Source organism: Psychrobacter okhotskensis (assembly GCF_965638355.1).
Classification (GTDB): Bacteria; Pseudomonadota; Gammaproteobacteria; order Pseudomonadales; family Moraxellaceae; genus Psychrobacter; species Psychrobacter okhotskensis.
Window position 1 is genome coordinate 1 of sequence record NZ_OZ281822.1, and the last position, 23,893, is coordinate 23,893.

Annotated in this window: 14 protein-coding genes; 9 read left to right on the top strand and 5 right to left on the bottom strand. The window is 39.8% G+C overall.

Translation table 11 applies throughout. From position 1 onward, the window contains the following. From dnaA to ACSUPM_RS00030, 6 genes are all read left to right on the top strand, one after another. Entirely contained in the window at positions 1 to 1,446 is a 1,446-nt protein-coding gene (gene dnaA / locus ACSUPM_RS00005; protein ID WP_025651994.1) for a chromosomal replication initiator protein DnaA, read from the top strand. Positions 1,447 to 1,651: 205 nt separating this feature from the next. Further along, a complete protein-coding gene (gene dnaN / locus ACSUPM_RS00010) occupies positions 1,652 to 2,827 on the top strand; it encodes a DNA polymerase III subunit beta (protein ID WP_025651995.1) in 1,176 nt (391 codons plus the stop codon). Between the two features lie 194 nt (positions 2,828 to 3,021). Beyond that, positions 3,022 to 4,236 carry a DNA replication/repair protein RecF gene (gene recF, locus ACSUPM_RS00015; RefSeq protein WP_025651996.1) on the top strand — a complete coding sequence of 405 codons (1,215 nt, stop codon included), beginning with the start codon at positions 3,022 to 3,024 and terminating at the stop codon, positions 4,234 to 4,236. Between the two features lie 564 nt (positions 4,237 to 4,800). Then, the gene (gyrB, locus tag ACSUPM_RS00020) at positions 4,801 to 7,380 is read left to right on the top strand and encodes a DNA topoisomerase (ATP-hydrolyzing) subunit B (RefSeq protein WP_051395163.1); all 2,580 of its coding nucleotides are present in this window, start codon (positions 4,801 to 4,803) and stop codon (positions 7,378 to 7,380) included. A gap of 126 nt (positions 7,381 to 7,506) precedes the next feature. Beyond that, positions 7,507 to 8,988, top strand: coding sequence for a DUF6880 family protein (locus ACSUPM_RS00025; protein ID WP_436880037.1), 1,482 nt, complete (start codon positions 7,507 to 7,509; stop codon positions 8,986 to 8,988). A gap of 62 nt (positions 8,989 to 9,050) precedes the next feature. Next, on the top strand, positions 9,051 to 9,680 hold the full coding sequence (locus ACSUPM_RS00030) for a manganese efflux pump MntP (protein WP_025651999.1): 630 nt from the start codon (positions 9,051 to 9,053) through the stop codon (positions 9,678 to 9,680). A gap of 351 nt (positions 9,681 to 10,031) precedes the next feature. Here the strand turns inward: ACSUPM_RS00030 and rlmF are convergent, their stop codons facing one another. Both rlmF and ACSUPM_RS00040 read right to left on the bottom strand, forming a co-directional pair. Then, entirely contained in the window at positions 10,032 to 11,069 is a 1,038-nt protein-coding gene (gene rlmF, locus ACSUPM_RS00035) for a 23S rRNA (adenine(1618)-N(6))-methyltransferase RlmF (RefSeq protein WP_101211925.1), read from the bottom strand. A gap of 65 nt (positions 11,070 to 11,134) precedes the next feature. Further along, complete coding sequence (locus ACSUPM_RS00040) at positions 11,135 to 11,833, bottom strand: LysE family translocator (RefSeq protein ID WP_436880038.1); 699 nt, start codon at positions 11,831 to 11,833, stop codon at positions 11,135 to 11,137. Between the two features lie 319 nt (positions 11,834 to 12,152). Here ACSUPM_RS00040 and ACSUPM_RS00045 point away from each other — a divergent pair, with 319 nt between their 5' ends. Beyond that, the gene (locus tag ACSUPM_RS00045; RefSeq protein ID WP_436880039.1) at positions 12,153 to 12,959 is read left to right on the top strand and encodes a crotonase/enoyl-CoA hydratase family protein; all 807 of its coding nucleotides are present in this window, start codon (positions 12,153 to 12,155) and stop codon (positions 12,957 to 12,959) included. Positions 12,960 to 13,169: 210 nt separating this feature from the next. On the opposite strand, the gene ACSUPM_RS00050 is transcribed toward ACSUPM_RS00045, so the two are convergent. From ACSUPM_RS00050 to ACSUPM_RS00060, 3 genes are all read right to left on the bottom strand, one after another. Then, positions 13,170 to 14,384 (bottom strand): IS256 family transposase, encoded by a 1,215-nt coding sequence (locus ACSUPM_RS00050; protein ID WP_436880040.1) that lies wholly within the window; start codon positions 14,382 to 14,384, stop codon positions 13,170 to 13,172. Positions 14,385 to 14,448: 64 nt separating this feature from the next. Further along, positions 14,449 to 17,556 (bottom strand): SIR2 family protein, encoded by a 3,108-nt coding sequence (locus tag ACSUPM_RS00055; RefSeq protein WP_436880041.1) that lies wholly within the window; start codon positions 17,554 to 17,556, stop codon positions 14,449 to 14,451. Positions 17,557 to 17,715: 159 nt separating this feature from the next. Beyond that, positions 17,716 to 18,342, bottom strand: a complete 627-nt coding sequence (locus ACSUPM_RS00060; RefSeq protein ID WP_436880042.1) for a hypothetical protein — start codon at positions 18,340 to 18,342, stop codon at positions 17,716 to 17,718. A 369-nt stretch (positions 18,343 to 18,711) separates the two neighbouring features. Here ACSUPM_RS00060 and ACSUPM_RS00065 point away from each other — a divergent pair, with 369 nt between their 5' ends. Together ACSUPM_RS00065 and ACSUPM_RS00070 are read left to right on the top strand one after the other, a co-directional pair. Continuing rightward, positions 18,712 to 19,881, top strand: coding sequence for a MalY/PatB family protein (locus ACSUPM_RS00065; RefSeq protein WP_436880043.1), 1,170 nt, complete (start codon positions 18,712 to 18,714; stop codon positions 19,879 to 19,881). Positions 19,882 to 19,916: 35 nt separating this feature from the next. Beyond that, the gene (locus tag ACSUPM_RS00070) at positions 19,917 to 23,759 is read left to right on the top strand and encodes a YobI family P-loop NTPase (protein WP_436880044.1); all 3,843 of its coding nucleotides are present in this window, start codon (positions 19,917 to 19,919) and stop codon (positions 23,757 to 23,759) included. The last annotated feature ends 134 nt before the right edge of the window (positions 23,760 to 23,893 follow it).

A 23,893-nucleotide genomic window follows, 5' to 3' on the forward strand; every position in this document is an offset into this window, starting at 1 on the left:
ATGATAGACACAGCAACTATTTGGGATAAGTGCCTAAACGATTTGCGTTATAACGTCAAAGATAACGTATTTACGATGTGGTTAAGACCCTTATCAGCCCATCAGGAAGCGCAGACGCTCATTATTCTTGCACCGAACGATTACTTTGTAACGTATATCAAAAAAAACCATTTGCAAGATATTCAGCAGCTGGTGGCCAAGCACAGTCAAGGTAGTATCGAGGAAGTGATCGTGCGGGTCGATAATGCAGGTCGTGAGTCGAACGACAATAATCAGTCGCAGTCAGGTTCGCTATTTGTAGAAGATAACCCCTCCCCTCCCCCTGACGAGCACAAATTTGAATCCATACATCAGAATAATGCGCGCGCAGATATCGATGCCAACATGCGTCATGCTACCCTAGCAGAATCTGCTGATGCCAAATCATTAAGCTATCTAAATCCTGATTTTACCTTTGAGACCTTTGTCACTGGTAAGTCTAACAACCTTGCGTACAAGGCTTGTTATGAGCTTGGTAAGCGTCAATCAAAGAATCGTCACAATCCTTTATTTATATATGGTCCTTCAGGATTGGGAAAAACTCATTTAATGCATTCGGTAGCGCACCGCTATTTAAAAAACAATCAAAGTTTTTATTATTTCACTTCTGAAAAATTTATTAATCAATTGGTTTATTCATTAAGAAATAATAAAATAGAAGATTTTAAAAAGAAAATAAAAAAAGTAGATTTATTAATTGTAGATGATATTCATGTACTAGCAGGAAAGACCAAGAGTAGTAATGAGTTTTTAACGTTATTTGCGGATTTTACCAGTGGTGACAAGCAACTGATTTTGGCATCAGATCGTCATCCATCGCAGATGACGGAATTTGATGAACGTTTTAGATCGCGTTTTTCTTGGGGTTTGACGGTGGCTGTTGATCCGCCTGAGATTGATACACGAGTACAAATCTTACAGAAAAAAGCAGCATCACACGGCATGACGCTCCCTAAGGAATGCGCTTTATTTATCGCTCAAAACGTGGTGTCAAATGTCCGTCGTTTAGAAGGTGCTCTAAATCAAGTATTTGCCAATGCTAACTTGACGGGTGCACAGATTACTCTTGAAATGGTGCAATACGCGCTAAAAGACATCGTCGCGATGCGGGTGCAAGCCGTCAATATGGATAATATCCGCAAAGTGGTCGCTGAATACTACGATGTGACTATCAAAGACATGATGGGACGCAAGCGTACGCGTAGTATTGCTAGACCACGGCAAATAGCCATGGCATTATCACGTGAATTGACCAGCGATAGCTTTCCGGAGATTGGACAGTCTTTTGGCGGACGGGATCATACGACGGTTATGCATGCTTGTGATAAAGTTAATGAGCTACGCGCCGCCGACCCAGCGTTTGATAAAGATTACAAGACACTTGCTCTGATGTTACAAGCAGGTTAAAGCTATATGTTACGATTAATTTTAGGCTGTAGCTACGCTATTTTTAGGCCGTGGTTACACTGTATTTTAGTCGGTTGATATGGTTTATAATATTGCGAGTACCAACCGGCAGATACCTTGTGGATTATCGTCAGTAGACAGGGTATTATTAAGCCATTATTTTACATCTATATAAAAAGAATCATTCAAATAAGAGTAACCAAGCATGCAATTATCGATTAATCGAGAGTCGTTATTAAAAGCTATTAACTTGATCGCCAAGGCCGCTGACAAACGTCACAATATGGTTATCTTGGGTAATATCAAGCTACAGTTGTCTGAGTCAGCGCTTATTTTGACAGCCTCTGACTTAGAGGTAGAGCTGACATCGACGTTGAAATTGCCTGCTGGTGCTTGTGTTGAAGCAGGAACAACCACTTTACCTGCGACAAAACTGAGAGATATCTGCAAATCCTTACCCGCACAAGCACAAGTTACGCTTGCCACCCAAGAAAACGAGCGTTGTTTGCTGACGAGTGGTAAGAGCCGCTTTACCTTGGGTACATTGCCTAGTGAAGATTATCCAAGCTTGGGCAATCCCGAAAATATCACGCCGTTGACCATTAGCCGTAGCCGTTTGACGGATTTGATTCATAAAACCCAGTTCGCCATGGCCATTCAAGATGTGCGCTATTATTTAACTGGTATGCTGTTTGATGTTTCACAACAGCAGCTAACCACCGTTGCAACTGATGGACATAGATTGGCATTGGCGCGTAGTGTCATTGATGTCAGTGCAGATTTGAATATGCAAGCCATCTTGCCGCGCAAAGCGGTGATTGAGCTTGAGCGTTTGGCTTCTGAGCTTGGTAAGATGTTGGGTGATCAAGATAACGCAGTGACGCTAAGCTTTGGTCGCGAGTTTTTGCAAGTAAGCTTGCCGTTCGGTGAAGTGGATAGTGCAGGGCAGGTGAGTGATAATCTAATGGTGACCTTTACCGCACGTTTAATCGACGGTAAGTTTCCTGACTATCGTCGCGTCATGCCAAGCAATACCGATAAATTGGCCTTATTTAATCAAGAAAAAATGACAGATGTGCTACGCCGTGTCGCGATTTTAAGTAACGAAAAATCACGTGGCGTCGTCTTTAATTTCGCCAGCGATGGTATGGTGGAAGTACGCGCTAATAACGCTGAGCAAGACGAAGCGGTTGAGATGATACAAGCTAAGTATCAAGGTGAGCCGATGGAGCTGTCCTTTAATGCTGCCTATTTGCAAGATGTGCTAAGTGTCATCCAAGGGGATCTGCAAATGCATATGAGCCAATCTAACGCCTCAGTACTAGTAAATCAGCTAAATGATGAATTCCATCAATATGTCATCATGCCAATGCGTATATAGTGCTTTTTTTTGTAGAAAACGGTGCAGTTAGACGGTAGCACTTGTCCAGTGAGACGAGGTCGCTGTCTTTGTAGTATTGTTTTTAAGCCCGTTTTCATATTTAAAACTAACCTCTGCAACCTCGCAAAATCTATAATTAATTAAACTTTTGCCTGCTAATAATCGGATGGTAAAAATAGGCGGCTGTCGATATTATGATTGAACGTCTACAAATTTCACACCTACGTAACCTCAGTCAAGTCAATCTACCTGCCACTGCTTGCAACGTCATTATCGGCGCGAATGGTAGTGGTAAAACCTCGCTATTGGAAGCGATATTCTTGCTATCACGAGGTAAGAGCTTTCGTCATCACCAGCCTAAACGCTATATTCAGCACCATCAAAATAGCGCAACCGTACATGCTAGACTCAGTGATAGCAGCACTTTAGCGATTCAAAAGCAAGCTGATGCGACGACGATACTACGTCTTAATCAAAGCACCGTTTACAATCAAAGCATCTTAACCGAACAGCTCCCCACACTATTAATAGATCCCTCTACTATGGATATGTTAGAGCAGGGCAGTGCCAGTCGTCGGCAGCTGTTGGATTGGTTGGTGTTTCACATGAAACAAGGCTTTCATCCACAATGGGTAGCTTATCAACGGCTATTAAAACAGCGCAATAGTTTGCTAAAAAAATCACGCCACTTGACCCAAGTTCAACTTGCTGAGCTTAGAGCATGGGACAGAGGTCTGAGCAGTCATGCGGCACTTATCCATCACTATCGCGAACGAATATTTAGCGAATGGCAGCCTTATTTTGCTCAAAGCATTGCTCAGTTATTGCCTGCTTATGCCGAGCAATTGAGCTTGAGCTATAGTGCCGGTTACGACACCAGTGTTGCGCTCGATGTACAGCTTAATGAGCGCTTAGAACAGGATTTGCAGCTGGGCTATACCCGCATCGGTAACCACCGTGCCGATATTCATGTCCATTGGCGCTCTAGCGAGCCGCTAGCCATACATGAAGGGCAGGAAACTAAAAACACGACAGTAGAAGGCGATATACACACGAAATTGCCCGTTTTAAAAGAGCAGGCCGCTAATGTGTTATCGCGCGGTGAAAAGAAGCTATTGATTACCGCATTGCGCTTATCACAGTTGCCGCTGCTACTTAATACTGAAAAAGATGCGGATATCTCTAACAATGATTTTAAATCGCGAGTGACGCCCGTGGTATTGTTAGACGATATCACTGCAGAGCTTGATGATAGGGCGATTGAGATTTTATTGTCAACGCTAGCGCAGCTGCCTTGTCAAGTATTTATGACCAGTTTGACCGATGATATCGTACCGCTAGTCAATACATTATGGTCAAAACCTAATATGTTTCATGTGAAACAAGGTCAAATTTCTCCTGACAACTAAGCATAAATATTGATATTTTTGTTTTAATTCCTCCTCGTCAACTTTGCATTTCATCCATAATTTACCCTCTTATTTTTCGGTAATTCTTACCGACTTAAAATACCTGATAGATAACGATAAAACTGCCAGTAAACAGTGACTTAGAAGCAAAAAAATGCTAAAATAGGGCTTTATTTTTGTCCTATTCTCAGTAAGTTATCTTATGGCGTGATATAGAGTTTTTTTATTATCTATAAAATTCTAAGTGGCTGATAAATATGTGTTTTATTTATTTTACTTGGCTTTAATAATGTTTAAAAGAACAGAAGCTAGTATTAAAAATACCGAGCGCTAATTTTATGTCTGTAATGACATGCCACAAAGTTGTAGCTAACAATGTTTAGCTAATAATACGCATGACAGGCTTTGACCATAAAACGTTAAGTCTAAGATAACATCGTGAGGCGTCACCGTAATGGTGCGCCCGTGATGGGCTGATAATGGCTAGATTAAGGAATGCACATGAGTGATTCATTACCTACCGATTACGAGCAATTGACGGCCGATACGACAGTTTCAGATGCTATGGTGTCGGATACTGTCGTTGACACGATTGTCCCTGCCGCCGTTCAAGGGTTACCCTCTGATTACAGCTCCAAAGATATCCGTGTTTTACGCGGTTTAGAAGCCGTGCGCGTGCGTCCTGGGATGTATATCGGTGATACCGATGACGGCACCGGCTTGCATCATATGGTCTTTGAGGTGGTGGACAACTCTATCGATGAAGCATTGGCCGGTCATTGTGATCAGATCGATATCGTCATTCACGAAGACGAATCGGTCAGTGTCATGGACAATGGTCGCGGCGTCCCTGTTGATATCCATCCAGAAGAGGGGGTGTCAGCGGCGCAGGTTATCATGACCGTGCTGCACGCAGGTGGTAAGTTCGATGATAACAGCTATAAAGTCTCAGGCGGTCTACATGGTGTCGGCGTCTCGGTCGTTAACGCCTTGTCCAAAAAGCTTGAAATGAATATCTGGCGTGAAGGCTATCACTACCATCAGACGTATACCGATGGTGTGCCTGATGCTGACATTCAGCAAATGGAAGCAACGGATAAAACGGGCACCCAAATCCGCTTTTATCCTAGTAACGATGTCTTTACTGGCACTATCTTCGAATATGATATTTTAGCCAAGCGTTTACGTGAGCTGTCGTTTTTGAACTCAGGTGTACGCATCGTCTTGACCGATGAGCGTATCGATAAGCGTCATGAGTTTGAGCATAAAGGCGGATTGTCAGAGTTTGTCAGCTATATTAATGCGGGCAAAGATGGCGTCAACGAAGTCTTCCATTTTGATAGTGAGCAAGACGATGGCATCAGTGTCGAAGTGGCCCTACAATGGACGGACACTTATAACGAAAAAGTATTGTGCTTTACCAACAACATCCCGCAGCGCGATGGTGGTACGCATTTATCAGGCTTTCGTTCGGCATTGACCCGCTGTCTAAACAGTTATATGGATCGTGAAAACTTATTCAAAAAAGAGAAAGTGACGGCGACGGGCGATGATGCGCGTGAAGGTTTGACGGCGATTGTCTCGGTTAAAGTGCCTGATCCAAAATTCTCTAGTCAAACCAAAGACAAGCTGGTCTCAAGCGAAGTAAAGTCTGCTGTTGAATCAGCCATGCATGATAAGTTCAACGACTTTTTGTTAGAGAATCCAACGGCTAGTAAAGCCATTGCGAATAAAATCATCGATGCAGCACGAGCACGTGATGCTGCTCGCAAAGCACGTGAAATGACACGTCGTAAGACCACTTTGGATATCGCTGGTTTGCCTGGTAAGTTGGCGGATTGCCAAGAAAAAGATCCAGCGCTTTCAGAGCTGTATATCGTGGAGGGTGACTCTGCGGGTGGTTCAGCCAAGCAGGGTCGTAGCCGTAAGACCCAAGCGATTTTGCCACTAAAAGGTAAAATCCTAAACGTTGAGCGTGCGCGTTTTGACAAAATGTTGTCGTCTGCGGAAGTAGGTAACTTAATTACTGCGCTTGGCTGTGGTATCGGTCCTGATGAATATAATCCTGATAAAGTACGCTATCACAAAATCATCATCATGACCGATGCCGACGTTGATGGGTCACACATTCGTACCTTGCTGTTGACCTTCTTCTTCCGTCAAACGCCAGAGCTGATCGAGCGTGGCTATATTTATATCGCTCAGCCACCGCTATACAAAGTGAAAAAAGGTCGTCAAGAGCTGTATCTAAAGGACGATGAAGCCTTAAAAGCTTATCTATTGTCATCAACGATTGACAATACCAAGCTGCATATTAGTGCTGATGCGCCTGCCATTACTGGGCAAGCATTAGAGACGCTATTGAATGATTATAACCAAACGCAGCTGATCAAAGCCCGTTTGCAAATTCGTTTTCCAGCGGTAATTTTGGATGCTTTAACGCATACGCCAAAGCTTAGCACTGATATGACTTACGATAAGTCTGCTATGCAAGCGTGGCAAGAAGCCATGCAAACTCAGCTTGAGCACTTTGGTAGTGATCTGAGCCCTGAGATTGAATTGGTCAATATTCATGCGCCGCAACCAAAGAATATGGATGCTGCCGCTGCAGACTTATTGGGTATGAGGCCTGCGGTAGAAATTGCAGATGGCACAGTGTCTGATAGTGAGGCGTTATCAGCCAAGGCACAATGGTTGCCACGTATCACTGTTTATGTGCATCAATTAGCCCACCATTATCTGCTAGATGCAAGCTTTATCAACTCAGGTGAATATACCAAGTTGCTACGATTATCGGCTGAATGGAACACCTTACTTGAGGAAGATGCCTTTATTCGTCGTGAGGCAACAGCAGGTACGACCAAAGATATCCCAGTGCGTGACTTTGATTATCTCTGGCAACAGATGATGCTGGATGCGCGTCGTGGTTTGGCAATCCAGCGCTATAAAGGGCTAGGGGAGATGAACGCTGATCAGCTTTGGGATACCACTATGGATCCTGAAAACCGTCGCATGCTACGCGTCACGATCGAAGATGCTATCGCGGCGGATCATATGTTTACCTGCCTAATGGGTGATCACGTTGAGCCACGTCGTATCTTTATCGAAGAAAATGCGCTAACAGTGTCTAATTTGGATATTTAGCTTTTAAGCTTTGAGATTATAGACCTTGAAGTTTGAATATAAGTATTTATTGGTATAAAGTCATCTTGCTCGCAAGGTGGCTTTTTTCATATGAAACATTACCAGTAAAATAGTGAGGGTAACACTATGCTAAACGCAGAACAAAAGAAGTATTTGTCACAACTATCAAAAACGGCCTTAATTGATTTTGTCTCTGATGTGTATGGTGTAGATAAAATGCTCGATAAAAAAATTGAGCGTCTGCTATTACAATCAGATAAGCCTAAACTTATAAAAAAGTTAACCACTACACTAAAAGGACTTAGAAGACGAAGGAAGTTTGTAGATTATTGGGAGTCTAGCGAATTTGCTACTGAGCTTCAGCACTTAGCCAGTGACATAATGAGCCTTTATCCTGAGCAACCACAAGAATGCCTGACGTTACTTGAGTTATTTATAGAATCTACTAATGCTAGCTTAGGGCGTGCTGATGATTCTAACGGTTATATTGGTGATATTTATAGGAGTTTGACTGCATCTTGGCTGACAGTGGCTAGCACATGCTATGAGCAAGAAAAGCGAGACATACTGGTTGATGAGCGCGATATACTCAGCCATGCTTGGGTAAAGAAAGTAAAATTGCTGGCTGACGATAATGATTATGGTACTAAAGATAGTTTATTAGAAGATATTAATGAGCTGTTATCTGAGCCTGAGATACGTGGATTGATCGCTGATTATCAACAAGAGCGTGAGAATATCCAAATAAAAAAGGCAAACGAAGATACGCTCAATGAAAGGCAAAACAGCCCTTTAAGCGATGATGCTTTTTCGATTAACTATGAAAAAATGGTAATTGAGATCGCCATAAAAAATCTATCAAGGGCGCTAGGTGATGTGGGATTTTTTGAAACCATCTTTTTTGAGATGCAAGAGACTAGACCAGTTCATCCTCGAAGATTAGAAGAGTTGCTAACATTTTTGCTAAATCAAAGAGCTTTTGATAAGGCACTACACTACTTAAATGAAGAGTGGCAAAGCGATGGTCTGTTAGATAAGACCAGACGCTTGGATTGGCTAAGTCACATATATCACATGCAAAAAAATACCAATGCGCTCATGGAAGTGCTAGGCGAGGTATTTGAGCTGCAACCAAGCCCTTTAAGGCTAAAAGCTATCATGGCTGAGGCCAGTCCTGCTCAGCAAGCTCAGTGGCGAAAAAGAGCTTATGAGCTGGCAGAGCAACAAGAAAATGTATTTATGGCAACATCACTACTGCTAGAAATAGGAGAGGTTGAGCTTGCCAATCAGGTCGCAGTTGCCCGTTATTGCCAGTTTGCTGATGTACATTATACAGCGCTAACCGGCATGTTAAAGGAGTTGCCAGCTGAGACTGATTTACTTCAAGTTATTATTTATCGCACTTTACTTAATGATATTCTAGACAGCTCTCGCAGCAAAGCCTATGGTCACGCGGCTCGCTACTTCAACCGTCTAACAAAGCTTGATACGGTTATTAGTCAATCGTCTAAGCCTTACAGCGAACTTGCAACCCATAAAAAATATGTTATTACGCTTAAAGATAAGCATGGCAAAAAGCGTAGTTTTTGGGAAAAGGTAAACGATTAAATCGATGTGATGTTTCACGTGAAACTTCACTAGATAAATCATTATAATAAGTGGACACCAAAATGATTGAAGTTGTGTTGCTGGCTATCGCTTTAGCCATGGATGCATTTGCTGTCGCGATTGGGCTGGGTGCTAAGTCGCAAAAACAAAGCAAGCAGTATTTGTTACGTTTAGCTGTTTATGCGGCGTTATATTTTGGTATTGCGCAGGGCGTGATGCCATTGATTGGATATTTGTTAGGCGCAGCACTTTTAGGCTGGTTGGCTGCTGCTGCACCTTGGATCGGTGGCATTATACTGATCGGTCTCGGTGGCAAGATGCTTTATGAGGTGTTTACTGGTGATGGGGAGGATGCGGTAGACAGTGCGCTTCACCTAAAGGCTGGTGCTATTGATACGACTGGTGATACCGTTGCCGCCATAGGCAGTGGAAACGGCAGTATCAATCATCGCACTATGTTTACGCTCGCCATTGCCACCAGTATTGATGCGATGGCGGCAGGGTTTACCCTTAATTTATTGGCATTGAATGCATGGTTAGCATGTTTAATTATCGCTGTAGTAACGGCTATATTTGGGCTATTCGGTGTTTATCTAGGCTGGCGCTCTGGTACATGGTTAGAGGATAAAGCCGAAGCATTAGGTGGTTTGGTGCTTATTTTAATTGGTATAAAAATCATGTTTTTTGGCTAGATAACTAGGGCATGTTGAACATTCATAAATGAACACTGATGATCGCTAAAATTGTTCCAGACACGGCGCAAGTCGAAGATTATGTTGATACCTTAGCTCGAATTGCAACACGGTATGGGGCAATTTTAGCATCAGCCTAAAAAATAGTCTCTGTCAGTGCCACGATCGAATGTTCAACACGCCCTATAATGAGTGAAAAGTAATATCGATAAATCAGCAATACCGTCGCGTTTTAAGGTATTTAACTATATTCCATTTTGACTTATTTTCTCAATAAAAAGCACCGCTCTGGGTTCCAGAGCGGTGCTTTTTTGTTTCACGTGAAACTTTAAGAATTAAAAACAGTAACTACTATTCTTCATCAGTGTTAAAACGCCATGCCAATATACGGGTGTTTTTCTGTCCTTGGCTCATCTCAATAATGCGCATCTGTGTGACATCAAGCTGCTTTAGCAATAGCTGTAAAGGTTTTACGTTTTCAGACTTCGAGACTAAGCTAGTAAACCAGCCAACATGCTCAGCGAAATCTTGGCTCTCTTTTATCATCTTAGTCAAAAAGGTAATCTCGCCACCTTCACTCCATAGCTCTTTATGCTGACCGCCGAAGTTTAGGTTTTGTGCCGCATTGCCAGATTTCGTTGAATGTCGGCTTACTTGCTCGTTTTCATTCTTGCCACGATGGCGTTGCAAATTATGCTGCTTGCGGGTATTGGATTCCATCGCTTCTTCTAGTGACGCATGGAATGGCGGGTTGCACACGACCACATCGAAGTAATCTTGACGACCGATGATACCTGCAAAAAACTTCTTCGGATTGGGTTGTAGTTTTACTTTCACTGCGCCTTTTAGCTTTGGATTGGCTTCACAAATCAATGCCGCGGTATTGACCGAAATAGGGTCGATATCGCTCGCGGTAAAGCGCCAACCGTAGCTTTGGCTGCCGATAATAGGGTAAATAGCACTGGCACCAGTACCAATATCTAAGGCATGGATTTCTTTACCCATCGGCGGTGTATTATCGTCATTCATGTGCGTGGTTTGCGCCAATAAGTCAGCGATGTAATGAATATAATCGGCACGCCCCGGAATCGGTGGACACAAATAACCTTCAGGAATGTCCCAAAATTTAACGCCATAATAATGGGCCAATAGCGCCTGATTAAGCACTCTTACCGCTTGATGATCAGAGAAGTTAATCGTTGGCTCGCCATTAGGATTGGTAATCGTATGCTTGGCAAGCTCAGGCAAAGCGCGGGTCAATACCGCAAAGTCATAGCGGCCTTGGTGCGGATTGCGTGGATGCAGCTGGCCTAATTTTTTGGCAGTCTCAGGTGATCTGTTTCTGTGATTGTTAGCGGTCGGGCGACGGTTCATAGGCTTACTGGTCATAGTATCGGGCTTTGATGTTTGAATATAATCAACCATTTTAGCAGATTTCGCGGCTAACGAATGTCTTATCGGCTACGTAAAATCAGGTTTAATCCCAATACGATCATCGCGGTACCTAAGACGCGGTCAATCCAATGCTCAAAGCGTTGAAAGCGACGATGTATCGCAGGAATGGAGAGTAACATCACTACGGTGCTAAACCATGCCATCTGTAAGACCATCATCCATACGCCATAAATGGAAAGCTGCCAAAGTGGTATATTAGGTGACAATACCAAGGTAAATATAGCGACAAAATAGACGGGCGCTTTTGGGTTAAATACATTACAAAAAAAGCCACGACGTAGAATGGCGAAAGTTGAGTCGCTATTCATAGAAGGTTTTTTGGTAGAAAGCAGCGGTGTTTGCTCGGTAGACTTAGTGTTTGAAGTATCAATGCCTACATTTTCTGAAGCTGCTAAATCTAATGGTTTTTTCGGTTTGGCTTGAATACCTTGCCATCCGAGATAAATCAGATAGCTACCACCCAACCATTTAATAGCGGTCAATAGCGGCTGTGAATGGGCGATCACTGTTGCCAGTCCCAGCACCGAATAGATAATGTGTACAGCAAGACCCAAGGTAATACCAAGGCTACAAATCAAACCTGTGCGCCGACCTTTTGCCAATGTCTGCTGTGATACCAAGACAAAATCAGGCCCTGGAGAGGCAGCAGCGAGTAGATGAACGCTGGTAATCAGCAAAAAACCGTGCCAAAATTCCATAAAAAGCTCTGAGTCATGTCTTAGGTTGAATAATAGTTGCACTTATCGCAAATCAGGTCAACTGATATTGAGGTCAGCTGTTGATGGAAACGCTAAAACGGTGCTTGCGTTGCAAAGAGCGTATGTCTATATTGAAAGTCAGTAGTATTCACTTAAATAAGACAATTTTGGCGTAGGGTGTGGTTAACGCAGCGTAACCCACCGCCTTATACTTTTATAAGGTTTAAATGGTGGGTTACATTTTATCTTTATTCTCTACGAAAACTTGATAAAACTAACCGCACCCTACCACAACTACAAATATAAAAAGGATAAAACCATGAGCATTCAAAACGATACTGACGCTATTGGCAAGCGCATTACCTATGAAACTGACGGCCATATCTGCCTAATCGGACTCAATCGTGCGGACAAGCGCAACGCCTTTGATAGCCATATGATCAAGCAACTCTCTGAGGCGCTTACCAAGTATGAAAATGACGCTAATCTGCGTTGTGCGCTTATCTTCGCCCATGGCGAGCACTTTACCGCTGGTCTTGATTTGATGGAGCTACAAGATAAATGGGATAAAGGCGCGTTTGAATTCAATGATAATAAAATCGATCCGTGGGGTATCGGTGGCAAACTGCGGACCAAACCTGTGGTCGTGGCAATACAAGGCACTTGCTTTACCGCAGGCATTGAGCTGATGCTAAATAGTGATGTGGTCATCGCTAGTGATAACTGCAACTTTGCACAAATGGAAGTGCAACGCGGCATCATGCCATTTGGTGGGGCGACGGTAAGATTTGTCGCGGCAGCAGGCTGGCAAAAAGCCATGCTGTATTTGCTAACTGGTAAAAACTTTGATGCGCAAACGGCTGATAGACTTAATTTAGTCAGTGAAGTGGTAGCAAATGGAGAAGAATACGAGCGCGCGCTAACTATCGCTAAAGAGATTTGTAACGCTGCACCGCTTGGCGTGCAAGGATTACTGTCATCAGCACAAGATGCCAGCCGTAATGGCGCAAAATCGGCACTCGCCAATATTCATGGCTATCTGCCGCATTTATTTCATTCAGAAGATGCAAAAGAGGGTGCAATGGCGATGGTTGAGAGACGTGAGGCTGATTTTACGGGGCGTTAGATTAAAAAATGATAAAATATCAAACCTATGGAGTGTACAAGAATATGCTTTAAAATATATTCTTGTACAAAATCTCTTTCATAAGTCATCGCTAGCCCTTGTAATTTCGTCAGAGGAAGTGAAGGAACTGGTACTTTTGCAAGCGCCTACAGAGTAATATAAAACTAGGTTGATTAAAAGAGACCATCCCGAATTCTGTGTAACTGCCGTTTAGATTAAATGCTTGCTGATACGGTCATCAAACATAATCATAAAGCGATTTAAAGCAGACGTCCAGTTACGGATTGGCATCGACCACTTTTTAGAGGCCTGCTGGGTTGCTAGATATACCACTTTAAACGCTGCCTGATCAGAGGGAAATACCTTACGCTTATTCACCGCCGTACGAATCACGCTGTTTAGCGACTCAATAGCATTGGTGGTATATATGACTTTTCTGATGTCTTTAGGGTAATTAAAGAACACCGTTAAGCCCTCCCAGTTATTGCGCCAAGACTTGATGACATGCGGATACTTATCGCCCCACACCTCATCAAAGTGTTCAAGATTGGCCTCTGCTATCTCAAGCGTATCAGCGCCGTAGATGGCCTTTAAATCAGCCGCTATTGCCTTCTTATCTGTCCACGGCACGAACTTCATCGAATAGCGCACCATATGAACAATGCAAAGCTGGACCTGAGCGTTTGGATAAACCGTATTGATGGCATCAGGAAAGCCCTTTAGACCGTCGACACAAGCGATTAGGATATCTTGTACCCCGCGGTTTTGTAGTTCAGTGAGAACGCCAAGCCAGAACTTAGCGCCTTCATTCTCTGATAGCCACATGCCAAGCAGCTCTTTTCTACCATCAAGTCCCACGCCTAGCGCCAGATAGATTGCCTTGTTGATGATCTGCTTGTCTTGACGTACTTTGACGACAATACAGTCTAAATAGACAATAGGATAAACACTGCTTAACGGCCGGTTCTGCCATGCGGTGATGTCGTCTATGATGTTGTCAGTGACTCTTGAGACAAGAGAGCTTGAGATATCGACGTCGTAAAGCTCTTTGATACTCTCTACAATCTCAGTGGTGGTTTGACCTTTGGCGTAAAGGAATATGATTTTATCATCAAGGCCACTAATACGGGTTTGATGCTTGCGCACTAGTGTAGGTTCAAAGCTGCTACCGCGGTCTCTTGGAGTGGAGATCTCAAGGTCGCCTGTGTCGCTACGGACGGTCTTTTTAGTATGACCGTTGCGCTTATTAGGCTTGTCTGCTTTTTCATGCTTGGGGTATCCAAGATGGTCTTCCATCTCAGCTTCTAAGGCAGTGTCGATAAAAGATTGCATGAGCTGCTTTTGAAAGTCTTTGATGTCATCAAAGCTGTTCATGCTACCAGCCATTTGCTCGGCCAGTTTTTTAAGGTCAGATTGAGTAGTCATTGCTTATTCTCCTGTTAGTGGATTATAAGCAGTTACACAGAGTTTGGGAAACTCCCGATTAAAATTATTTTTTAATCAACTCTCTCAAAGATGCTTTGTCAATATCTTCCAATATAATCCAGTCATTAAATACTAGATAGTATTCTCTATCATTGTTAATTAATTTCTTAATGTCTGATAGTGCTTGTTGGTAATTGCTACCAATAATTAACTTAGCAGCAATCGATGTTAGTTTGTCTTTTGGTTTTGCTTTACTAATAATTGAATATAAATCAGACGTGTTGTACTTTTTATCATTGTTTATCTTATAACTATACATAGCATTTATAATCAGAACACTACAATCAAAGTCAAAATCATTATTCTTGAAGTCGTTTAGAAGTACATCTAGCTTACTATATTCTCTGTTTTTTAGTAATAAAAAACTTTTTCTACTATAGTAGTCACTATCTAAAGGTTTATAGCTATATTTTTTTTCGAGATAGATAATAGATTTCTCTAAATCACCTTGCTCTTCTTTGATTAGAGACATGAAACCATTAAAATATACAGGACTTATGTTTATTTCCTTAGCCTTCAAGAGTAAATCTATTTTATCAATTAATTCACTATTTATATATTTGGCGATAGTGATGATTTTATCTATGTGATCCAAAATTCTTCTATTTTTTAATATATTTGTAATTTCCTCTTCAATTAAAGATGAGTCGAAGTTGTATAGAAATAAAAATTGTATTCTAGAAACAAGAACTTCAATAGGATCATCTAAGTTCTTACTATCAATTAGGTTCAAATAGAAGTCCTGTCTGTCATTTTTACTAAAACTTAATTCGGTATTGGTAAAAAGCTTGTCAATTAATTTCTTTATTGAGTGCTGATCTGCTTTGGAGCTGGTTGTGAACCTTAAACGTAAGTCTTCTATTAGTACTTTCGCATAGTCTTTGTCATCAAAAAAATTAGCATAGTTTGTTTCTAGGTTTAATGTATATATACTATTATTATTAATATTTTTAGCAGTATTTAGAAAAGCTATAGCTTTCTTCTTTATTTTATCTTTCTCATCTCCTGATGAAGCTATTTTATATAGACAATGTAACGCATTAATTTTATGGAACCATGATTTATTGCTTAAACTAGGCTCTATTTTTAAACTAGACTCAGTCAATATAGTAAGTTGATCGATAAATGTTTTATCTTTACTATAGCTTTTGTAGTTATTTATAACCTCAAACTTTAAACTTATAACATAATTTAAATACTCAAAATCATTATGAAAGTGCTCTTTATATCTATCAAGATCTACTTCGAACATTCTTTCTTTCAGGTTTTTAAAGGACCTAATTTTGGGTAAATAGTAGTTGAAGTTATTAACATCAAGCTTTATAAGTTCATCAGCCCATTTGTCATGATCAAAATCTAAATTTAGTCTTCTAGAGAAATCTATAAGCTTGGCTAACCATAGTGTTTTTAGTGAATCATTTTGTGCTTCTAAATAATAATTTACAGATCTCCTATATGCTTCCTTTAGGTCATTACTAGCAACTTTGTCAATTTCTAAAAAGTTCTTATGATCTTGTATTGTAGCCCTGTTTTCTGGAGATTCGTTATCTTCATAAATACCTTCAGAGATTATAGCTGATAAGGATTGAGTCTCACTTTCATATTCGAGAATCTCTATATCTTTCTTAATATCCTCATCATCGAAATTATTTTTATTATTGATTATTTGCTGTATTATTTTCTGTTGTTTTGACTCTCCATATGTATTAAAAACCCTAGTAGAACCTAAGAGCTCTTGATGTAAGATGTTGAAAAACTCATCAAATCCCTTAATAATAACTGGATAAACTCCATCTTTCCAAAAAAAGCTTTTAAGTTTAGGGTTTATCTCATCATCTTCTCTGATGCACCAATATATACCATTTTTGAGATACGATTCTGATTTTATAAGATATTCCAGTGTATCCATTATCGAGCGATCATTACCAGAGTAGCCGATTACAATTAATCCATATTCTTTACAGAATTCTATAAGTTTGTCTTTGATATTGTTTTCTAAGGATTCAGTTTCTCTTAACGTACTCTTAATATCTTCAAAGAGGTAGTCCCCGTGTAGTTTAATTATTTTAGGTCTTTGAGATGTTACGGATATAGAGTGAACAGATGAATCATGTGCACATACTATAGGTCGTCTATTAGATAGTTGATAAAATGCTTCATTTATTAAATCATCAAAGTTTGTAGTAAATATTGAATTGAAATAATTGTTCTTAACTAGTGATACCAAATAAGCATATCCTATAGAAGGCAGTTTTCCGTCTACCTCTTTCTCAATAAATCTTCTACGCTGAGGTGCTAAATCAAATTTTTTCTCGAAAAGTGAAGAGTATGGGTTAGTCGCATCAAACCAACTAGCTTGTTCTCTTTCAAAGTATATTTTTAACTCTCGGTAACGAATGTGTATATCATCTTCGTTACCGTCATTTAGTTCAAATTTCTTATAATTATATCTTTCATAAAGCTCCTCCATCCACTCAACTATAAGCTCAAAAGCAGTTGAAATTCCAGAGCTCCTCGAAGCTCCTGCCCCTAAAAATATAGAGTAGTTTGAAGTCTCTTTATTTTCTTTTATACTTATATAGTTGACAAGATCTTTTACCGTACGAATCTTATGCTTCAATTCGCCCGCTTCTACTAAGTCTTTAGCTTTCATATAGAACCCAATTATTTCGTTTTTTCTTATACTATCTGAATTACTACTTTGTAACCATGTTATTTCTAAATTATTGTCTAGTTGTGATATGACTTTGTCTAGTCCGTTCGGTATTACTGTACTAACCAACCTTATAGCTAATCCAATTTGAAAGTGGTACAAAACAACTGAGTGTAGATGTATATGCAATACTTCAAGCGAGGTTAACGCTGTAACTCTTTTATAATGGATTGAGCATAATAGGTTATCAATAGCCGCCTTGAAACGCGTTTTAGCCCTGACAGTAGCGGCTATCCTGCTGACGACAATGGCGCTGCGGACTGTGGCTGGGAGTGATGTCGAGGCAACAGCAACGCTACCAGCGACTTTAGTCCGTACTCCATTGGCTAAGCAGATAATAGCGGATGGCTGGATTAGCTCCAACCCCTTATTATGATTACACTTAGCTTCGATTTTCAAATAACTCCGAACCTATTCGGCTCGTTACGCTGTGCTAACCATATTCTAAGAGCTTTCTAACACTTTTAACCTAAACAAAAAAACCCCGCCGTGGCGAGGTCTTATAGTTTTGTCTGAGATTGCTGACTTATAGCTTGGCTGACATTAGCAACCAACCGATTATCGAGCTTTTTGGTAGTAATCAACCATCATAGTGCCTAACGTGCCATTGTCATCGATAGTGACGATTCTGACCGTACCTGACTGTGCTGCGGTACTAGATTGCACTTGTCCCGCGCTGCCTAACACCACTTGATTGGTTTTGGCTGCCATTGTTCCGTTACCGATAGCGATGCTGTTCATGCCGCCTGCCATAGATTTATTACCTAGCGCGACCGAGTTTGCACCTTGTGCGGCTGCCGCTTCTCCGACTGCCGTAGAGCGTACGCCACTAGCATTAGCTATATGACCAAATGCTTGCGCGCGTTCGGCAGTGGCTTTTGACTGCCAACCGATAGAGGTTGAGCCTAGGCCTGCGGCATTGGCTTGACCACCGACAGCGGTAGCAGAGTTAAGTCCTGCATTGGCCATATTACCGATAGCAACCGTGTCGTTAGTGCCGCTAGACATAGCACTATTGCCTAAAGTAATGGCAGTAGAGTTAGCGTTTGCCATCATTTGAGCGTTTGCAGTAACAGGTTGAGCCTCAGCGCCTGTGGTCATAGCTGTACATGCAGAGGTCGCGGCAACGGCGAGAGTAAGCACGCTCATTTTGAGTGCTGAATGTAGTGAAAAGTCCATTTTCATTGATAAATCCTTTTTAAAAGCCCAAAAGGCTAATTGGTTTGGTTTTGCTGGAGTTGATGTATATTTTAACGCTCGCACTATCAACGTACTCTGACGTAAACAACTGAAAACCATTCAGAGTTCGCAGTTTAAATGTAGCACTAATGGTGAAGGGCAATTCAACTATTGTTAGTATTATTCCTCCAAAGGTCGTTTAAGCCGATGGATAGATAATGACGGTTGAGTAAAGCTTAGATTTCTAAGGCGTGTCCTCATTTTTAGCTCATTTAGGCGCTTTCGTCCAGATTGAAGATAGGCCCTAATCATTTAAACAGTAAAGACAACGCTATTATCTAGACTTATAATAAGTGTCCACTATCTTTTAGGAAAATGTCAGTGCCATATAATTTTGATGAAATAATCGACAGACGAGATACGGGATCGGTCAAATGGCATTACTTTGATGACACGATTCCGCTATGGGTCGCGGATATGGATTTTAAGGCTGCCGCGCCAATCTTAAACGCGGTTGAGCAAGTCGCACAGCATGGCATATTGGGCTATACCAAACCCACTGCGGCCTTGTTTGATGCGATTATTAACTGGCATGGCAGTCGTTATGGTTTACAGATGAATAAGCAGAACATTTTATTTTCGCCGGGTGTCGTGCCGAGTCTTGCGCTAATGATGCAGATATTCACCGAGACAGGGGAGGCGGTACTGGTCAATGATCCTATCTATACGCCCTTTATGACTAAGGTGAAGCAAAATAATCGTACGCTAGTGATGTCGGCATTAAAGGAAATTGACGGTAAATATCAACTGGATTTGGACGATATCGAAGCTAAAATTATTGAGCATAATGTTAAGCTTTATTTACTGTGCAATCCTCACAATCCGGGCGGGCGGGTGTGGACGAGAGAGGAGCTTAAAGCGCTGCTTACGCTATGTAAAAAGCACAATGTAGCGATTGTCAGTGATGAGATTCATCAAGATCTAACGTTAAATGGTCATAAATTTACGCCTTTATTGAAATTAGCAGAAGCCGAAAGCTACGCGCATAACGTCGTCAGCCTGACATCCATGACTAAAACTTTTAATATAGCGGGTGTCAAAGGCTCGATGATCTTTGCTAAAGATGAAGCGTTACTGAAAAAAATCAGTCAGCAGCAGAATTTAAATGATGAATACGAGCTGAATTTATTTGCTTATACGGTGATGCAAAGTGCTTATGAAGAGGGCGGAGAGTGGCTAGAGCAGGTACTGACTTATATTGAGAAAAATATCGAGATCACGCTAGACTTCTTAGCAGGGCATCTGCCTGATATCAAGGTGATGCGCCCAGAAGCGTCGTACTTGATTTGGCTCGATTGCTCGGCCTATGCGCAAGATGATCAGGCGCTTTATGACAAACTGCGAGAAGCGAAAGTTGAGCTAAACTCGGGTATTAAATACGGTCGCGAGGGGCATCTAAAAATGCGTATTAATGTGGCGTGTCCTGAGGCGCTGCTACGTGAGGGGTTAAATCGGGTTTATGAGGCGTTTAGTGGTGGGGTTTAGACTTACTGTTTTTATAAGGCTAAGTTTGTAACGCAGTGAAATTAAACCTTTCTTTGAAATTCTATAGCAAGCCCCTGAAAAAGGAAATTCAATTAGTGGAAAAAATAATACTCAATCATAGAATAAAATTAGAAAAAATCAGTAATTCTAAAGTAGAGAATGAACATCAAATTCATTCTCTATCTCCTTTAAACAACTTAGATGAAGGAGAAGGAAAAGAGAGCTATAAAAGGTATGAAAATAGATTGATATCTGCACTGAATGAAGAAAGTATCTTCAATATAGCTGTAACAGGAATATATGGTTCAGGGAAAAGTAGTGTCTTAAATACATTTAAGAAAAAATATAAAGAAAATAGCCAATGGGATTTTTTAGATATCTCTCTTTCTTCTTTTCAGATCAATAAAGATACTTTTTCAGACGACAAAGACTCGAACGCTATTGATGAAAAAAACAGTGATATAAAAATAGAAGGGGAGTTAACGCCTGAGCAGATTCAGCTTATAGAAAGAAGCATACTACAACAGTTCTTTTATGCTGTACCTCAAAATAAAATTCCCTTATCAAGATTTAAACGAATTACTGGTAATGCTTTAACGAATAAGGTTACAGCCTTTCTAGTAATAACACTAATTATAAGTGGATTAGTATTTTTTGATAAGGTTGGTTATATTGAAGCTGTATACTCTCTACCTAATTGGCTACCAAAACTAGCATTTTGGTGCTTTTTGATATGCTTTATATTATTGTTATATAAGTTATTAAGTGTATCTTTTGAGTTATCTGAGATTAAGCTTAACTTTCATAACTCAGAATTTAATATAAAGAATGAAAAAGAAAAGTCTATTCTTAACGATCACTTAGATGAAATTTTATATTTTTTTGAAGCTACTGGAAAAAATGTTGTCATTATTGAAGATTTAGATCGGTTCAATAATAACGAAATTTTTGTAAGGCTGCGCGAACTCAACTCTATGATAAACAAATATTGTGAAGATAGGGTGGTCTTCTTATATGCTATTAAAGACGATATGTTTACTGACACTGAGAGAAGTAAATTCTTTGAGTATATCATCCCTATTATTCCGATTATTAACTCAACAAATGCATATGATTTAATCCAAAAGAATTATAAAGGAGTGGTAAAAGATATAGATAAACGTTTTCTGAGGAATGCTTGTTTATATTTTGATGATATGAGACTGGTGAAAAATATTTTAAATGAATATCAAGACTATGATAATCATTTAAAATATTTACAGCTAGATAAGAACCAAGTTTTTGCTATAGTTGTATATAAAAACTACTATCCAAACGATTTTTCAAAACTGAATTCGAACAGAGGTCTGATATACAATATATTTAATGATGTAAAGCTCAGTTTGATAGATAAGAGTATAACGCAAATTACCGAGAATATTCATGAACTAGAGGAAAGTAAGTCAGAACTTTCAAATGAAATGTTATTGTCTATTGATGAGCTTAATGCTGTTTATAGCTACTATTTAAATAGTTTGATTCGCAAGAAACATGATGTTGTTAAATACATAAAGGTTGATGGTGAGGCAGTTGATATTGATGGGTATGACGAAAATGTATTTCTAAAACTTGAAAGCTTGAAAAATAATAAAATTGAATTTAACTCTCAAAATGCTAGCTATCACTGGTTTAGTTCTAGCGGTGTGTCTTTTTCGGATGTTGAGGATTCAACTAATTCGCAGCTCATCTATAGTGAGCGCTTAGCTATTATAAGAGCTAAAACTAACGAAGGGCAAAAAGATATATCTAATAGCTTAAGCAGACTCAAGGAGGAGCTTTACACTATTAAAAATAATACTATAAAGAATCTACTTCAGGATATAGATATAAAACAATTACTTCAGGATGAAGAAATACCAGATATTCCTGAACAGTTAATATTTTTTATTATAAATGGCTATATTAATGAGAACTATCCTGATTATATTTCTCTATTTTTTGAGTCGTCTATATCGAGATCAGATAAAAACTATGCGATGGTTGTTAATGGACGTCAAATGCCTAAGTTTGAGCTAGAGTTAACCCATCACAGCGAACTGTTATCAAGTTACTTATCAGAAAATGAGATGAGTACATCTAGTGTTTTAAATATTAGCATGCTGGGATATTTGTTGCAGACTACTGAGTTTGTTAAGCATAAGCAGAATTTTTTATATAAAATTTCTGATAAATCAGATATTTCAGTTGAGTTTTTAGCTGTTTTGTTCAATAAGGACATCAGTTATCTAAGCTTACTTATTCCTATACTTATAGAGCAAGATGATACTGTTTTTGATGAGATACTGGATGATATTGAAGACGAAGAGACAATTAATAATTACTCAAAAATTATCAGATATGGTATTGATTTTTTAGAAGCCTCTAGCTATCTATCTGAAAAAATCAATAGATTTTTATCTAAAAAGGAAGACTACATTGATTTTTTAATGGACTCTCTATCAGTAAGTAAAGAAAAGTTCAAACAGATCAGTCTTTCCATACAACCTAAATTCTCTCGCCTAGATGCTACAAATCTTGATCTATTTAACTGGCTTGGTGAACAAGGGTTTTTCTCTGTCGAGTTGGATGTAATCAAGGCTTCTTTGATGGCGAATTTATCACTACCATCAGATGAGCTAGAAAATAGGCTCAAAAATTCACCATTAACAACGATATGTCATTCTGAAATAGGTTATTTAGTTGAAGATGTTTGGTCTGAAAACCTATCAGAATACATAAGAATTATTTTGTTAGATGCAGATGAGCATACTTTGTATTCTGAAGATGAAGATGTCTATATAAAAGCCTTAAATGTGTTTGGTAGTCCAAATTCAATAATAGAGAGATTTATTGACATCACTTCTACTAAAATTAAAGATATAAGCAAGGTTGAGAACGAGCAGATTCGAAAGTATCTTGTTGCAAATTTGAAAGTTTATTACTCGTGGTCAAATGTCTTTAGATATTTTTCTGAGTCTTATGAAGATCAAGACGATCAAGGTGTTTATCGAGAAATAGATGCTGCACTTATCAAGTTCTTAGAAAATGGAAAGAGTGATCTGCAAGCTACTGATTATATAGAGTTGGACGTTTTAGAAAATGAGGACTGGCAGAGTATTAAAACTGAGTTTGATAGACATCTTTTTTTAAGTTATCAGTTAAGTAATGAAGCATATGAAAAATTAATAGGTATAACTGATAATGACTGGAATAATTCAGATCTAGAGGGTATAAGCCAAGAAAAAATACAGACTCTAATATCTCTTGAAAAGCTAAGTTTAACTCCTGAAAACTGGGAACAAGTCAAAGGATATGCATCAAAAGAAGTGATCTTGGATTTTTTAGTTAAATATCATCAAACAGTAATACATGATTTGGATTCTATTGAGCTTCGTCCAGAAGATATCGAAGCCTTATTTTGTTCTGATGAAATTATTAACCAGCACAAGCAAGTTTTAGCTGAGTCTAAAGCTATCAACCTTATAGTAAGTAATGACATTGTTCGTAAGAAAATTATTGAAATATATGAAAGTGAAAGAATGTCTTTGCCTGTTTATGACCAGCTTCTTAAACATGCTGACTCTGAGGAGCTAAAAAAGTTACTGTTAAAACAAATTAAGTATTTAGATAAGCAGGAAATCTTAGGAATACTCAGACAGTTGGACGAGCCTTATCAGAAACTAGCTAACGGTCAAGCAGTAGAGTTTGAAAACACTGATGAAAATAGAGCTTTAATACACGAGTTGAATCTTAAGCAAATAGTAATGAAAGTTATTAAGCCAACAAGACCAAAAGGTAATCCAGTTGGCAAGAAAATACTCTCTACAAGATTACAAACCCGTGTGCTTTCTGATGAATAATAGTTGTCTTGTGACGCGTTTTAGCCGTGACTGACGCGGTATCCTGTGCGACTAAGCGGGTTGCGGGCACTTGGCTGAGGGTAGTATCGAGAATACAGGAATGCCATCAGCCATTAGTGCCCGCCACGCTTAGG